14 protein-coding genes and 2 pseudogenes are annotated in these 14,002 nt (G+C 45.3%); 8 read left to right on the plus strand and 8 right to left on the minus strand.

Annotated elements, in window-relative coordinates:
* Positions 1-84: 84 nt before the first annotated feature.
* Positions 85-1,098 carry a TAXI family TRAP transporter solute-binding subunit gene (locus tag B5D35_RS10990; protein ID WP_078752624.1) on the minus strand — a complete coding sequence of 338 codons (1,014 nt, stop codon included), beginning with the start codon at positions 1,096-1,098 and terminating at the stop codon, positions 85-87.
* A gap of 333 nt (positions 1,099-1,431) precedes the next feature.
* Between B5D35_RS10990 and B5D35_RS24555 the strand changes: the two genes are divergently transcribed.
* Positions 1,432-1,683: a hypothetical protein gene (locus B5D35_RS24555; RefSeq protein ID WP_078752625.1), complete on the plus strand. Its 252-nt coding sequence runs from the start codon at positions 1,432-1,434 to the stop codon at positions 1,681-1,683.
* Between the two features lie 36 nt (positions 1,684-1,719).
* Here the strand turns inward: B5D35_RS24555 and B5D35_RS11000 are convergent, their stop codons facing one another.
* The 4 genes from B5D35_RS11000 to B5D35_RS11015 all read right to left on the minus strand — a co-directional run bounded on the left by B5D35_RS11000 (position 1,720) and on the right by B5D35_RS11015 (position 6,856).
* The gene (locus B5D35_RS11000; RefSeq protein ID WP_078752626.1) at positions 1,720-2,208 is read right to left on the minus strand and encodes a hypothetical protein; all 489 of its coding nucleotides are present in this window, start codon (positions 2,206-2,208) and stop codon (positions 1,720-1,722) included.
* A gap of 287 nt (positions 2,209-2,495) precedes the next feature.
* Positions 2,496-3,923, minus strand: coding sequence for an NAD-dependent succinate-semialdehyde dehydrogenase (locus B5D35_RS11005; protein WP_078752627.1), 1,428 nt, complete (start codon positions 3,921-3,923; stop codon positions 2,496-2,498).
* Between the two features lie 131 nt (positions 3,924-4,054).
* Positions 4,055-5,392, minus strand: a complete 1,338-nt coding sequence (locus B5D35_RS11010) for a CoA-disulfide reductase (RefSeq protein ID WP_078752628.1) — start codon at positions 5,390-5,392, stop codon at positions 4,055-4,057.
* Positions 5,393-5,455: 63 nt separating this feature from the next.
* A complete protein-coding gene (locus tag B5D35_RS11015) occupies positions 5,456-6,856 on the minus strand; it encodes an L-cystine transporter (protein WP_078752629.1) in 1,401 nt (466 codons plus the stop codon).
* Between the two features lie 727 nt (positions 6,857-7,583).
* Here B5D35_RS11015 and B5D35_RS11020 point away from each other — a divergent pair.
* Positions 7,584-8,804 (plus strand): hypothetical protein, encoded by a 1,221-nt coding sequence (locus B5D35_RS11020; protein ID WP_212567537.1) that lies wholly within the window; start codon positions 7,584-7,586, stop codon positions 8,802-8,804.
* A gap of 1,179 nt (positions 8,805-9,983) precedes the next feature.
* Here B5D35_RS11020 and B5D35_RS11035 read toward each other — a convergent pair.
* From B5D35_RS11035 to B5D35_RS11045, 3 genes and pseudogenes are all read right to left on the minus strand, one after another.
* A pseudogene (locus B5D35_RS11035) lies at positions 9,984-10,765 on the minus strand (transposase); the annotation flags it as partial.
* A gap of 156 nt (positions 10,766-10,921) precedes the next feature.
* Positions 10,922-11,875, minus strand: coding sequence for a phage integrase (locus B5D35_RS11040; RefSeq protein ID WP_078752633.1), 954 nt, complete (start codon positions 11,873-11,875; stop codon positions 10,922-10,924).
* 46 nt (positions 11,876-11,921) lie between these two features.
* A complete protein-coding gene (locus B5D35_RS11045; RefSeq protein ID WP_078752634.1) occupies positions 11,922-12,218 on the minus strand; it encodes a helix-turn-helix domain-containing protein in 297 nt (98 codons plus the stop codon).
* 107 nt (positions 12,219-12,325) lie between these two features.
* On the opposite strand from B5D35_RS11045, the gene B5D35_RS11050 reads away from it, so the two are divergent.
* The 6 genes and pseudogenes from B5D35_RS11050 to B5D35_RS11065 all read left to right on the plus strand — a co-directional run.
* Positions 12,326-12,598, plus strand: a complete 273-nt coding sequence (locus B5D35_RS11050) for a hypothetical protein (RefSeq protein WP_078752635.1) — start codon at positions 12,326-12,328, stop codon at positions 12,596-12,598.
* A complete protein-coding gene (locus B5D35_RS11055) occupies positions 12,595-12,855 on the plus strand; it encodes a hypothetical protein (RefSeq protein WP_078752636.1) in 261 nt (86 codons plus the stop codon). The genes B5D35_RS11050 and B5D35_RS11055 overlap by 4 nt, the downstream gene beginning before the upstream one ends.
* A gap of 15 nt (positions 12,856-12,870) precedes the next feature.
* Positions 12,871-13,020 (plus strand): hypothetical protein, encoded by a 150-nt coding sequence (locus B5D35_RS24295; protein WP_170915167.1) that lies wholly within the window; start codon positions 12,871-12,873, stop codon positions 13,018-13,020.
* Positions 13,004-13,207: a helix-turn-helix domain-containing protein gene (locus B5D35_RS11060; protein ID WP_078752637.1), complete on the plus strand. Its 204-nt coding sequence runs from the start codon at positions 13,004-13,006 to the stop codon at positions 13,205-13,207. Before B5D35_RS24295 ends, B5D35_RS11060 begins: the two co-directional genes overlap by 17 nt.
* Positions 13,208-13,310: 103 nt before the next feature.
* On the plus strand, positions 13,311-13,451 hold the full coding sequence (locus tag B5D35_RS24300; RefSeq protein ID WP_170915168.1) for a hypothetical protein: 141 nt from the start codon (positions 13,311-13,313) through the stop codon (positions 13,449-13,451).
* Positions 13,448-14,002: pseudogene (locus tag B5D35_RS11065) on the plus strand (hypothetical protein); the annotation flags it as partial. The gene B5D35_RS24300 and the pseudogene B5D35_RS11065, both read left to right, overlap by 4 nt.

Here is a 14,002-nt window from a genome sequence, read left to right on the forward strand (position 1 = left end):
TTTAGCACTACTTCCTTGGGGTCTGGCAGGCTATGCGCTGACGACATCCGTCAGCGCACAGAAACCCATCTCATGGGTTAAGGCTTATTGAGCAACCAAATGCTCAGGAATAGTCAGCCCTTGTTCTTTATAAAATCGTGCTGCACCGGGGTGCAGTGGCACGGGCAAGCCATCAATTGCTTTCTGTAAAGACATGGCTTTGGTTGCCTTGTGAATACCATTCAAAAACGCGAGGTTTTCATAAATGGTTTTCGTCAGTAGGTATACATCTTCATCACTGATATCTTTACGAACAGCAAGGAAGTTGGGTTGTGCGATGGTTTCTACAGCGTCGGTTTGGCCTGGGTAAGTGTTCGGCTCAATGACGAAACGCGTCCAAAGGTTATAGCCGCCGTTTGCTTCTTTAATCTGTTTATCCGTGAAGTTAAGGATGGTGATCTTGTCGCCCATAGAGGCAAATGCACGGGTCACCGCACTCACTGGAACGCCCGCAGGTGTGTTCATACCCTGGATCGTACCGTTTTGGAGGGCATCAGCACTTGCACCATATCCAAGGTAGGCAAGGTTAAACGTGTCAGGATTTATACCTAGACCATCCAATATTTGACGGCCTGAGCCTTCCGTTCCCGAGTTTTTCTTACCGATTGAGAATTTTTTGTCATCCAGCTGTTTCATGTCATCCATGTTGCCGGATTTAGCTAAATCACTCAGTACCACAAAGTGTTCAACGTTTTGCCATAGCATGGAAACTGAGCGTAATTCCTTCTGAGGGCCGGCTTGCTTCAGTTTGCCTTCTCCGCTCCACGCCCACGCGCCATACAGGCCTTGTAGAATTGCAAACTGTGCTTCGTTCTCACGTAACAGTTTGACATTTTCACCGGAACCTGCGGAGCTAATTGCGGAAAGAGAAAACTTATATTTTGGTGCTAGCTTCACTTTGCTGAGTGTGGCGAGTGCAACACCAACAGGGTAATACGTCCCGCCTGTGGATGCCGTTGCTAATATATAATCTCTGTCTTCTGCGGCTGCAGAATGAATACCGGTCAGTGAAATCGCTGTGGCGAGTGATAGCGTTTTAACAAGAGCCTTGATCTTCATACAACTCTCCAATGTTGGAAGGGGCATTGTGTCGTCATGCAGTGTAAGAGAGGTACTGCATGGTCAGGGAGTTAACGTATCTCTTTGATGTAGCACGAAGAGTTAGCCCGTCAACCCGTGTTCAATTTTCAACAGTGGGATAGCCGAGAATGTAAATGGCATGTTGCGCTTCGGTGTATAAATATAATGGTGCTCTCAGTTTTCTTGGTGTATATCCCCATTCCATCGAAAACTTCGCACCGTTAGCCAGCTTAGGCATAGTGCGAATAATGTCAGTTGGTGCCAGAAAAACGCTTCCGTTATTATAAAGTTTGAAAAACAACAGGATAAAACATGGCAAAACCGAACAAGAAACTGCCGGAGCGATCGGTAGATATTCAATGCGGAAAGTGTAAGACACTGCTTTTTAAATACAAAAAGGGTGGGAAAGGGGCTTTGGTTAAGTGTTTCAAAGAACGGATTGTTGATGACTTCACAACTCAGCCGTGCGAATGTCCATCATGTGGAAGCGTGTTCGCGAGAGACACCCTCGTGAGGGGCGCACCTGCGTTTAAAATAATTGGGAATAAAGCGGTAATGCGGTGAGAGAAGCACTGCAACAGTGTTGCAGTGCTGAAGGTGTTAGATGCCTGCGCGTTTGAAAAGACCAGCCATCAAGCGTGAGTTTGATTTTACGCCAGATGATTTGCCTTTGAATTCACCTGCAAGTTTGGTGTTCCCAATTTCGCGAGCAATATGTTGCATAGTCGTATACATGTCTTTTGCTGTTTGCATACGGCCTTTGTCATTCAAAGGATTCAGCAATTTAAGCATATCTGCGCCAGTCAGATTTTTCGTGTTCGCATGCTCTTCGATTGCTGTGAGAAGCTTGTCCAAGTCGACCGTTGCTTCATTGCTTTCAATGCCCGCTTTTTTCATTGCTTTCAGGTTACGCTTGCGGATTTGATTAATAATAAATGTTGGTTTGTTCATCCGCTTGAAGCCCCAGTAACCAGCAGCGACTACCAGCGCAATACCGCCAACGACATATGGCCAGATTGAACCAGAAGATTCAGCAGCAGTTTGGGCAGTTGCCGCCACTTCAATGGCAGCAGAAGGTACGTCAGACATCAATATTACCTTAGTGTTCTCGTTAATGAGGCGTAGTGTCGCACTGTTGCACGAAAAAACGCTGTCGGACCTCACATTAAGTGAAACTAGGGCACGGATGCAAGTGCGTTCGCTGACTTTTTATGCAAATTTGCGCAGTATTAATGGCACATCAAACCTTACCGCAATTAACTGACTGAATAATGAACACTATTTTATGAATCATCCATGTGTTGTCATTGTTTTTACTGTTAAAAACAATGACAACATGTGACGTGCTTGCTTCTGAAACAGCGTGACTTCGACGTTTACATACTTCCTAGGCAGATGTATTTGGTGTTTAGGTATTCATCAAGTCCTTGGTGAGCACCTTCGCGCCCAATACCTGATTGTTTAACACCGCCAAATGGGGCAACTTCGGTAGAAATGATGCCTTCATTTACGCCAACCATTCCGTAATCCAGTGCTTCAGCAACACGGAAAACGCGGTTGATATCTCGGCTGTAAAAATAGCTGGCCAAACCGTAGATTGTGTCATTTGCCATCTCTATCAGTGAAGCTTCATCGCTAAAGCGAATGACAGGTGCAATTGGACCAAAAATTTCTTCTTGAACGATGGACATGGTGTGAGAAACGTTTTTTATTACTGTCGGTTCGAAGAACTGACCGTCGAGTGGTTTACCACCCACTGATATCTCGGCGCCTTCACTGACGGCTTCGTTGAGAAGTCGCAGTGTTTTCTCTTTGGCTTTTTCGTCAATTAACGGTCCAATACTCACGTTTGTATCTAAACCATTACCAATTTTTAGTTCGGCGACGGCGTTGGCGAATTTTTCCGTGAACTCATCATAGATAGCCTCATGAATATAGAAGCGGTTAGCGCAGACGCAGGTTTGTCCGGCATTGCGGAACTTAGACGTGATGGCGCCTTTGACCGCCAAGTCGACATCTGCATCATCGAACACAATAAAGGGTGCGTTACCGCCCAACTCCATGGATACGCGCTTAATGCTGTCTGCACTTTGGCGCATCAGAATGCGGCCTACGTTGGTGGAACCCGTAAACGAAATTTTCTGAATATCAGGGCTGTGGCAAAACAGTTCACCGACCATTACTGCTTCTTCTGTGGTCACGATTATCAAGAGGTTTTCAGGCAAGCCTGCTTGTCTGGCGAGTTCAGCGACGGCGTAAGCTGAAAGTGGTGTTTGCACGGCAGGTTTAACGATAAAACTGCAACCTGCAGCCAGTGCAGGGGCGGCTTTTCTCGTGATCATTGCAATGGGAAAGCTCCAAGGGGTTATCGCTGCGGCAACGCCCACAGGTTGGCATATGGTCATGATACGTCGGTCTGCTAGTGGGGTTGGAATCGTTTCGCCATATGCACGTTTGCCTTCTTCAGCAAACCATTGAACAAACGACGCACCGTAGGCAACTTCACCGCGAGACTCTGCAAGGGGTTTACCTTGTTCCAGCGTCATGATTCGCGCCAGATCTTCTTGGTTAGCCATCAATAATTGATACCAGCGATGCATTATGTCAGCACGCTGTTTTGCGGTTGTTTTTGCCCAAGCTTTTTGGGCTTCTTTCGCTAACTGGATTTTATTCTCAATACTCGTTTTGTCATAAGAGGCGACAAATCCGAGCACATCGCCTGTAGCGGGGTTTGTGACTGGAATAGAACTGGCTGTTTTCTCACAAAGGCAGGATAACAGAGACATGTTTGAAATCTTTTCCATGGTTCTTTCTTCCAATTTTTTTGTTTGATTTTGTTCAGACTAGCGAGGCGTGTTGAGGGATGCAATGCGAGAGTGTGATAAGTATAAAAAAGGCCAGCGAATGCTGGCCTTCTTCTATTTTGAAAAGCGGCTTACTTTGCAACGTTACCTGCGACATTCATAATGTCCCATGTGCGTGCAAAAGGGGGGGCGTAGGCAAAGTCCATCATGCCAAGTTGTGTCGTTGTCACACCCATCGAAACAGCGACTGCCATGGCATCAATACGGTGTACTGCGCCTTTGTAGCCAATGATTTGTGCACCTAGAATTCGTTTAGAGTCCGCTTCGTAAACCAGCTTCATATGCATATCAGACTGGCCTGCACAATAATTCGTGTGGCATTTGTCTTTGATTACAGTGGTTTTAACGTCAAATCCAGCATCGATGGCTTCACGTTCAGATAAACCCGTGCGACCAGCCTCAAGGCCGAGAACGCGAACACAACTCGTACCCAGAGACCCAGGGAACTCAAGTGGCTCGCCGTTAACTTGTGCAATATTGTCGCCAATCATTCGGCCAAGCTTGTTCGCACCTGTTGCCAAGGGAATATAAACATCTTTACCCGAAACAGCATGCCAAATCGTTGCACAATCTCCCGCTGCCCAAACATCAGGCAGAGACGTTCGGCCTTGTCGGTCTACGATGATGGCCCCGTTCTCCAAGGTGTTGATGCCTATTTCTTTGAGAAAGTCTGTGTTTGGTTTTACGCCGGTACAAACAACGACAAGGTCGGTTTCGTAGTGGGACTTATCAGTGATGATTCCTGAGACAAAATTTTCGCCTTCAACCGAGAGCAAGGATTCAGACGTCAGAATCTCAACTCCTGCATGCTCAAGTTCTGAGTAGAAATGTACGCTGATTTCAGCGTCAAACGCATCGGGAATAAGACGGTCAGCACGTTCAATCAAACGTACAGACTTACCTTGATGAATCATGGCTTCCGCAACTTCAAGGCCGATAAAGCCGGAGCCAATCACGGTAACATGGCGACAATCTTTATTTTGAATCGCGGCTTTAAGATCTAAACCATCTTGCATCACGCGAAGCGTATGTACGCCTTTTTTGTTTAAACCTGCAATAGGAGGCAAGACTTCCTTTGCGCCCGTTGCAATCATAAGGCGATCGTACTCTGTTACGAACGATTCACCGTTTGCTGCGACTTCGAGTTTCTTGTTTTCAGCGTCTACTTTGGTGACGCGATGGCCCGTCTTAACTGTTACGCCGCGTTCTGCAAATTGGGCAGGCGTGAACTCAGCCATGTAACCCGAGTCTTGGAATTCATCGGCGACGTAATATGGCAGGCCACAAGCACCGAATGAAATGATGTCAGACGCTTCGTAAACGGTAATGTCTGCACTTGGGTTAACGCGACGTGCTTTTGCTGCCGCGCTCATGCCAGCAGCTTCACCGCCGATAATGATAATTTTCATAGTTATATCCAGCAAACTAAAAACGGGGAGCACAGGCTCCCCAAAAACAATGTGAGTCTGTGATTACGCCGTTGCGTCTTCGCCATCAAGGGTTAATGGTGAATCGTCGTTGAATACATTCATGTCCGTTTGACCCATAACTTTACTGGTTACTGCACCAGCAGTGATTGAACCAGAAACGTTAAGCGCAGTACGGCCCATGTCGATCAGCGGCTCGATGGAGATAAGAAGGCCTGCCAGGGCAACAGGGAAGTCCATTGCGGACAATACAATCAGTGCCGCGAATGTCGCCCCGCCACCGATACCTGCTACACCAAAAGAACTGATGGTGATGATGGCAACCAAAGTGACAATAAATCCAATATCCAATGGGTTAATACCCAGTGTTGGCGCAATCATGACTGCCAGCATGGCAGGGTAGATACCCGCACACCCGTTCTGGCCAATTGTCGCACCAAATGACGCAGCGAAGTTAGCGATACCATTTGGAATACCCAGTGCTTTCTCTTGCGTTTGCACGTTCAATGGAATGGTCGCGGCACTGCTTCGAGAGGTGAACGCAAACGTCAGCACTGGAATAACTTTTTTCAGGTAGCGCAATGGGTTGAGGCCAATGAATGCAATGATCGCTAAGTGAATGGCGAACATGGTAAACAGGGCACCATATGACGCCAACACAAAGTTAGCCAGATTGACGATATCCGCATAGTTTGAGCCAGAGATAACTTTAGTCATCAGGGCGAGTACGCCATAAGGCGTAAGGCGTAGAACCATGGTCACCATGCGCATCACAATTGCTTGTGCAACTTTGATGAAGTTCTCGAACGATGCGTAGATTTCTGGTTTTTTGCTAGAAATCCCTGTTGCTGCCAAGCCAATAAAGATGGAGAAGATCACCACGGCGATGGTCGATGTTTTACGTGCGCCCGTCATATCCAAGAATGGGTTGGCTGGAATAAATTCAAGCACCATGTTTGCAAACGACATGGATTCTACTTTACCCAGATTAGTTTCGAGCGATGCACCCCTTGCGACCTCGGCAGCACCTGCGGTTAAACCATCAGCCGTCAGACCAAACATCAATGCCCATGCAATGCCGACAAGGGCTGCAATCATGGTTGTCACGACAAGCACACCGATACTGATGCCGCTGATTTTGCCGATAGAAGAACCGCCGTTGAGTTTGAGAATGGCACTAATGATAGACACCATAACAAGCGGGATGATGATCATCTGAAGCAGCTTTACGTAACCGCGGCCGACGATATCAAAGTAGTCGATACTGGAGGCAATAATGTCTGAGCCAGCACCGTAAAAAAGTTGGAGGATACCACCGAAGACAATACCTAAACCTAAACCCGCGAATACACGTTTAGTGAAAGGAACGTATTTCGCTTGAAGGCGGTATAGAAAATATATTAGAGCAATAAATATTGCGAGGTTAAAAATAACACTCATCGCCATTATTTTATTCCTTATTTTATAGCATGCCTTTAAGGGGCAAATTAAATGTAGGGTGAAAAGAAATAAAGATTGCTGCAGGTTTATTTAAAACATGCTGTTAACAAAAATATCTATAATCTTTCACGCATACGTGTAGACACACGGCTACAGCCCTGACCTCAAGGAATCAGTGAATGCGTGGATATTAATAGAATTAAATACGTATATAGAACGTAATTTATATATCTAAAAGTTCTAAGTTATAAGTAATGTAATAAAGCGATTAAAATACAGCCAAAACAAACTCAAACGTTGTTATTTGTTTTAATAATGTAAACGCATTGTGTTTCGATGTTTGTTTATTTGTCGGGCGAAATCTCTGCTGTGTCTATAAATATAAACACATTTGTTTTTTGAAAGAGTGAGGGTTGTTTTAATCGCCTTAAAACAAGAAAGATTCTTTTTAAAATCTTCGGGCAGATCACGAAGCGTAGCCACGCGTTGAGATGAGGTTAGCGAATGAATGCCTGTAAACCTTGTTCATAAATATGGGATCAGTGTCACTCCAACTTCCTAAATTCGTCCGCCATTGATCGACTAAATTGATCTTTATCCGATTAAAAAAGCTAGGTGGCCGACGGAAATGATTTTTATGTCATTTGTCGATAAAAAATAATTAAAACAATAGGTTAAAAATTCATTGGAGCGCTAAGGGGTTGACATGGAAAGATTTAATGCGGTTATCGTCATGATGACGATGGCGACACTGATTACAGCTTGCCAATCTACATCTGAACCACGCCAAGTGGCATCCCAAACCAATACGGTTTCACAGCAAAGTCAAAATACGATGGCGTTGTACGATAAAGCGAAAGCTGATTACGTGGAATGGTTTGCGAAAATGGAAGGCAGCAAAGCACTTCGTTTATACGATGACGATGCGGTCGATGATCTTTTTGATGCCAGGGATGACAGCGTTGATGTCTATGAGGACTTTTCTGTCGAACCAGGAAAAATATCAGAGGATTATTCATCGTTTTCATCAGGCAGTTACGGTGAAGTTTTTGACGAAAGGTTGGCGATAGTTGCTGCACAACATACTTCATTATTGGCGCTGAAAGAGACGGCAGACGTGTTGCTTGCCGAAGCGATCGCTGAAATGGCATATTTGGACTCTATTAATGCAAGCACTGTTTTTCCAAGTAAATATAAAAGTATAAATAGAGATTACAGCCGACTCTTTGGCTATGTTGCTGATAACGATATTGATGATGCCCAGGTCAAACAGGCGGCGTTTTTAAACAAAGCAAAATCATTAGAGAGCGACATCGCGATGCAAGTGAATTTCGTGCCTCTGGCGAAAGAATTGGCATTGCTTAAACGTGAAGGATTCAAATCTGTAGCGCCAATCAGTTTTACGAAAGCGAGTGCGACCTTAGAACAGGCAGAAGCTATTGTCAGGCTAAATCCGCGCGATAGGGTGGCGATTGATAAGGCTGTTAAAAACGTTACATTTGAAATCAGCCACCTGAAACATGTGGGACAAGAAGTGAAGCGTTTCAGAAGCGTTGATGACGGGAAGTTTGAACCTTTGGTACTGGAGTTGGAAAACCGTCTTCATAGCATTGCTCAGGCAATTGGCGAGCTGGATCTTCGTAGTAAGCCGATGGTAAAACAGGCAGAAGAGTTGGTTTTGCGCGTCGGCAACATGAGTGAAGTGCCTGCTGTTGATCCGAGACTAGAGACGTTGATGGCTAAACTCGATGCGGTTAATTCAAATCTATCTGAAAGCGATACTCAGAAGGACGCATTGTCTGCAGAGTTAACAAAAGTCGAAAGGCAAAACATCAAATATGAAGGGATGATCAACGAACTTCGCATGATGGTTTTTGAACTAAAGCAAACACCTGATGGGAAGGCGGCTTTGCAGCCCTCGTATCTTTCCGTTGAAGAAGAGCCAGGTATATAGCAAGAAAAGAGAAAGCACCGTCGGGTGCTCTACATCTCGATGTAATCGCTTGTTTTAAAGCATTATGATATACACGCTTTCCATAAGTTGACCACGTGTCTATCAGGTACAATAGAGACACGCGTCGAAACCTTGTTTGACCAAGTGCGATGCAAAATATCTCTCCACTACGATGACAATGATTAACAAGGAATAATACCATGGCAAAGACAAGGTTAAAAACGAACGGAAAACTCAAGAAAGGAGGCGGGACGGTGAGAGTCTCAACGACCAAGAAAAAAGACATCGCGTAAGCGGAAATAACACGCACAAAACCACTCAGCTAAACGGTTTTACCATTTTCGTCGAAAGTTCATTTTTTTACTTTGTCTAAAAAGTGCTCAGGTAATAGTATAGTAAGTGAAAAAAAGCAGATAAGGAACAAAGCAAGGGCGCAACTGAGCATGTCGTTAAAAGAAAGGTATTGACTGATCACCTCATAATTGACTGTAGATCGATAGACAAAGGAACACAATGAATCTGCGGATGCCATGAAAATCGTGAGGTAAAAAGAAATTTGGAGAGATAAATCATCAATGAACAGATGATATAACAGTGCAAAAAGAATAAAGAGTACAAAGCAAACGAGTAATTCGTAATTCATCACTGCTCCTTATTATGGCCATCATCCCTATTGTATATTTTCCAACCCACTATACCTCCAAAAACGCCAGCGACGATAACGCCAATAGGACTAAGAGCAAAAGCCCCTGCGACAGCAGCACCAACAATCGACCCACCGATCGTATTAAAGCTTCTCTCACATAGACCACTCTTGCGTACAGGCTGATTACAATGCTTTCCATCAATCATTTTTACACCGCTTATGTTATGACATGACTGAGTTCCATTATATCCCAAATTTTAGGTAATACTACTGGTATGTACTGGCCATGATTTATATCGATACCTTTGGCTTTAGGCACATATTACGTATGGTCATTGAGCATTGGCTTACATGCAAAACGAAAGTAAATGACAGAACTCATACAAGAGATGCTGGTCGAAAAAATATTTTCAAGGGCTTTTGATAAAGTTAAATTAACCATAACGTATTCGCAGTCACTTAGCTGACTAATTATCGAGACAAGCGGTAGAAAAAGAACGGAATAGTAGACAAGCCTATGGCGCATTGATCTATCAAAAAACCAAAAAAGCCCGCGATAGTCGTGCAACACCGTTCACGGTATTGCGATTAACCGGATAACGGGTCTTTGATATTTTGACCGCCCTAGGACTTGATGCCCTGGGGCGTATTTCTATGAAGAGCACTGACAAGTCTCCTCTTAAGGGTTGGAGCCTCTTGGGCGTATTGCCCGGAGATAAGGCTTTGCTCATTGCCCTCAGTTGACTCGCGATGTACTGACATGCGTATTTAAAGCTTATTTCATTCGGTGCCCGGCCATGAGCTACTGCTGCTTGGCTGGCCTCCCGTCTCACTAGATTGTATCCAAGAAGCAGCCGACCACAACTCCTGATAAATAGCTCCACTGTCTTGCTTCTCAATGTAATCGCATTGTGCTGCATAGAGCTTTGATGTCTCGATTTCCCACCGTTCATGATAAAGCGTCGCCACTTGTTTTGCGCTGTACTTCTCTCATGGAAGTGAGGTAAACACCGTCTTCTCTCTCATAAGTCACCGCTCTGATCTTGCCACGTCTCAGGCAAGCTTGGATTCTTTTTTCGAGCCTGAGGTGAGACCTTCATTTCAATGAGATTATCGTTGGTTTCTTCCTCATCAAGCAGTGTGTAGACCAAGCCCTTTCTTGCTGGAATAAGCTAATGCCAGTGAGCACCGCTTGCGATAGGTCTAGCAACAAGTCTGTACCGTAGACCCATTTATCCAACAGCGTCACCGAGTTATCGTGGAGAGCATGAATATGGCAGCGGGGGGAGGGATTCGCCCCCCCAACACGCGGATTTGGAAAACCGAAAAAATCAATTTAAAAACAAAATGTTAACTATATTAAAAATAGGGGTTCAGCTTTTTCCGTACTCCTTTTGGCTTTATTTGTGAGTAATATGAGAAAAATAAAGCGACCTTTGCTGTGCGGTCGCCTTAATTTTGGGCTGAATGGTTATCTATGTTTGTTGAGTGGATTGAGCTCTAGTGCTTCTTCTAGGTGCTCAGGAGCTAGGTGTGCATACCTCATGGTTGTTGTTATCTCGCTATGACCTAGCGTATCCCTCAGCTTTACTATGTTTCCGCCATTAATGACATAATGACTAGCAAAGGTGTGCCGTAGAACGTGAGTCATTTGTCCTTTAGGCAGTACGATACCCGTTCGTGAAACAGCTTTACGAAATGCTGATAGGCTACTCAGGAATATTTTGCTATCACTGACAGGCTCAATACTGTGTAGCTCTTCAAAAAGCCATGGTTGGATTGGGACACTTCGGTTCTTGCCAGACTTGGTGTTTAGAAAGGTGATCTTTCCATCTTTGATTTGTGATGGCTTTAGGCTTTCGGCCTCGTCCCATCTTGCGCCCGTAGCAAGGCATACCTTAACAACATAAATCAATGAGCGGTTAGAGGAGGCGGCACAAGCTTCCAGTAATTGGTCAATTTCATCATGGGATAAGTACCGCAATTCGCCTTCTCTTTCCCTAAATTGGCGGATCTTAACTAGAGGGTTAGGGAAGGTGATCACACCGAGCCTTTCCAGCTCATTAAACATGGCTCGAAGGTAGCTATGTTCACGATTTGCAGTCGTGGTACTTATCGTTTTCGTTCTTTCCTCACGGTAGGACGAAAAGGTTGAGGCAGTCAGTTGGCTGGCTATTGGATTGCCAAGCCTTTCCGATGTTCGATATAGCAGCTTCCGCAGCCTAACGTGATCTTTAAGTACCTTTCCATGAAGCCGATACCAAACATCAATAAGCTCATCAAGCGTCCGGTTATCTTGGTGTGCGCCTTTGCGCTCTAACTCCAATTTAAGCTGCATATCCAGTTGCACGGCTTTTCGCCTCAACTTAAACACTCGTTCAGGCGCATAGCTGGATGAATAGCCATTTTCATTTTTCAGCAACATGTCGTATTCACCTTTCCGAACTTATAAAACGAGCGATAACAAAGCGTTAAGCAGTCTTCTTGTCGTCGGTGCTTTTTTCGACAATGCCGAGCTCTAATAGGATAGAAAAGTCCGGAGCAATTTGACCAGATTCTGGAAGGGTTTCGTCGGTAGTTAGCCAATAGGCATACTTTTTAAACCGCTCATGTTTTGTAATTTTCATTAAATTATCTGCTTTCAATTCTTTTCTGTCTTGCTCGTAATTTCTAAGGCTTCCTACTGGAATATCAATTAGTTGTGACATTTCAGATTGGCTTAAGCCCTCTGCAATTCGAATCGCTTTGATTTTTTTTCCAATAATCACTCTTGATCACCATGCGCCCTTCGGCGTAATATCTAAATGTACGCCCAAGGGCGCATAGTCATAAAAAGCCATTTAAGGCCATTTACCTAAACCTTCGAGGATATCACATGCTTGGAATACCAACACCTAAAGAGCTGGACTTGATGGAGGCCTTGCAGGGCATGCCTTTGATGCCTTGCTTCTTTACCGATGTAACCACGTTTGCAAAGTCCCACCGTGTGGGGCGTGACAAGGTGTTGAGGCTAATGGACATCGGAAAAATCCCAGAAATAGATAACGATGATGGCGGTAAGCGTTATATCGATATGCTCGAACTGGCAATACGTATCCGAACTAAGCAATTCAGCCTCTCGGAGCTGTATGGGGAGGGGGAGGTATGACACACGCGGATTCTATCAAAGACATCTACAACGGGTTGGTACAGAAATATCAATACGATGTGACCTGTTTACGTGAAAACAACACGCCAGATAACACCCATTACTTCATGAACGCTAAGCACCGTGAAAGTACCTCGTTCAAGCTCCACACCCTTGCGCACTTCGCCCATGACCTCGGAGAACCTGAGCTGGCGGGTTCAATTTTAAATGCAGCAGCACAGCTAGGTGCGGATGCTCAAATACCCGCTCCCATGTAAGGAGAGGCGTAAGGCATGACAGACGTACTTAGAGAGATGCGAATATTTCGCCTCAACATCATGCACCGCCAATTCAAAAAGCTGGTGAGCAACGAGGGCAAAGAACGCTTTGCACGCAAAGCTAACCGACTCAAAAAGGAAATTCGCGATGCAGAAAGCCAATAGCAAACAAGAAATTTTATTGAGGGTAGGAAAGGCTATTCAGAAAAAGCGCAATCATTGGCCTCAAGATTATTTTATTCGCAAGCATAGGTTGGGTATTTCTCAGGCGACACTCTCTCGCTGGGAGAGTGGACGGCAATCACCGCCGCTTCACGTGCTTGTTCAGCTCAGCATTATCAACATCGTTTAGTTGCCCTGGGACACATACGAGCCGCGTATCACGCCCAGGGAAGAATACGAAAAGTGTATTCACCTCTAGATAAAGCCCAATCAACTCAAAAAGGAAATTCGCAATGAAGACACAAAAGCATAACGCCAAAGAACTTGAATACGCCAAGCTCTATTGCCGTAGAGCCTACTTTAAAGGCGTAAAAGTGGCTGCGCTTTACGCGGAAGCTCGACGTTGCTTCTCCATGAGACAGTGCGCATCATGAGCCAAGCCCTGCACCACGCTAGCCCCCTTCATAGCCTGTCACTGGCGCAGTACGTCACTCACCTTTGTGACGGTCTGCCCCGCGTGGTACTTAATGATGTCCGCTTTAAGTTGCGCTGTCGCACTGCCCGAGACGGCGCAGACGACCGCGCCTTGTCCCTCTTTGCACAAGATTCTGTGGAAAAGGCCAAAGACGTGACGGAGCATATCGTCAGGGCGTTCCCGTTCGCCGCCACTGACCACACCCAAAAAGGGCAAGTGTTCTTGTCACATGACGTGCTAATGAATGAGGCCGCTTGTGACAATCTGGCGCACCGACTCTCTAGCCTCTTTGTTGACATCATCCAAACCCTGCATTGGGATGCTGACGCAGATAACGCCTATTTCGCCAACCTTCTGACCGCCTATGAGCGTATCAGTGGCTTGTTGAAAGAATGTTTTATTGACCCGCCAGAGCTGGATTTTTCCGGTGTAGGGGAAAAATACACACAAGAGGATGCCGAGGCCATGCTCGAAGCCATATTGCAACGTTGCTGTGAGCCTGACTGGATA

The organism is Enterovibrio nigricans DSM 22720, from assembly GCF_900167155.1.
Classification (GTDB): Bacteria; Pseudomonadota; Gammaproteobacteria; order Enterobacterales; family Vibrionaceae; genus Enterovibrio; species Enterovibrio nigricans.

Bases quoted from the DNA above. Each gene is read 5' to 3' on its own strand.
- B5D35_RS11005 (WP_078752627.1), bottom strand. From the start codon at position 3,923: ATGGAAAAGATTTCAAACATGTCTCTGTTATCCTGCCTTTGTGAGAAA.
- B5D35_RS11000 (WP_078752626.1), bottom strand. From the start codon at position 2,208: ATGTCTGACGTACCTTCTGCTGCCATTGAAGTGGCGGCAACTGCCCAA.
- B5D35_RS11055 (WP_078752636.1), top strand. From the start codon at position 12,595: ATGACACACGCGGATTCTATCAAAGACATCTACAACGGGTTGGTACAG.
- B5D35_RS11015 (WP_078752629.1), bottom strand. From the start codon at position 6,856: ATGGCGATGAGTGTTATTTTTAACCTCGCAATATTTATTGCTCTAATA.
- B5D35_RS24555 (WP_078752625.1), top strand. From the start codon at position 1,432: ATGGCAAAACCGAACAAGAAACTGCCGGAGCGATCGGTAGATATTCAA.
- B5D35_RS10990 (WP_078752624.1), bottom strand. From the start codon at position 1,098: ATGAAGATCAAGGCTCTTGTTAAAACGCTATCACTCGCCACAGCGATT.
- B5D35_RS11040 (WP_078752633.1), bottom strand. From the start codon at position 11,875: ATGTTGCTGAAAAATGAAAATGGCTATTCATCCAGCTATGCGCCTGAA.
- B5D35_RS24300 (WP_170915168.1), top strand. From the start codon at position 13,311: ATGAAGACACAAAAGCATAACGCCAAAGAACTTGAATACGCCAAGCTC.
- B5D35_RS11020 (WP_212567537.1), top strand. From the start codon at position 7,584: ATGATGACGATGGCGACACTGATTACAGCTTGCCAATCTACATCTGAA.
- B5D35_RS11010 (WP_078752628.1), bottom strand. From the start codon at position 5,392: ATGAAAATTATCATTATCGGCGGTGAAGCTGCTGGCATGAGCGCGGCA.
- B5D35_RS11050 (WP_078752635.1), top strand. From the start codon at position 12,326: ATGCTTGGAATACCAACACCTAAAGAGCTGGACTTGATGGAGGCCTTG.
- B5D35_RS24295 (WP_170915167.1), top strand. From the start codon at position 12,871: ATGACAGACGTACTTAGAGAGATGCGAATATTTCGCCTCAACATCATG.
- B5D35_RS11060 (WP_078752637.1), top strand. From the start codon at position 13,004: ATGCAGAAAGCCAATAGCAAACAAGAAATTTTATTGAGGGTAGGAAAG.